We start from the raw sequence: 617 nt of genomic DNA on the forward strand, positions 1-617 counted from the left end.
TATTGCGGCCCTACGCTGCCCGTTATCAACCCTGACACTGGCGAATATCGTCAGGCCCAGGTCTTTGTCGCCACACTCGGGGCGTCCAGTTACACCTATGCGGAAGCCACCTGGAGCCAGACGTTGGAAGACTGGGTCATGAGCCACGTTCGCTGCTTTGATTACCTCGGGGGGACACCTGTTATGGTTGTCCCTGACAATCTGAAGAGCAGTACTTCCCGGGCTTGCCGTTATGATCCGGATATCAATCCGACTTACCAGCAGATGCTGGCTCACTATCAGGTTGCGGTGATACCGGCCAGACCGGCCAAACCCAAAGACAAAGCAAAAGTGGAGTCGGCGGTTCAGGTGGTTGAGCGTTGGATCATGGGCAAACTTCGCTATGAGACGTTCTTCACGCTTCAGGCACTGAACCAGCGCATCACCGAACTGCTTGAAAACCTGAACCAAAAGCCGATGCAAAAACGCAAAGACTCCCGCAAGGCATTGTTCGAGCAACTGGATAAACCTGCGCTAAATCCTTTACCCCAACAATCTTATCAGTACACGCAGGTGAAAAAAGTCCGGGTACATGTTGATTATCATATTGATATCGATAGACATTATTACTCTGTCCC

Annotated in this window: 1 protein-coding gene; it reads left to right on the forward strand. The window is 51.5% G+C overall.

All coding sequences use genetic code 11. From position 1 onward, the window contains the following. A partial coding sequence (gene istA / locus LG003_RS23170; RefSeq protein WP_262981782.1) for an IS21 family transposase occupies positions 1-617 on the forward strand: 617 nt, incomplete at both ends.

This window comes from Photorhabdus kleinii (assembly GCF_025384885.1).
GTDB lineage: Bacteria > Pseudomonadota > Gammaproteobacteria > Enterobacterales > Enterobacteriaceae > Photorhabdus > Photorhabdus kayaii.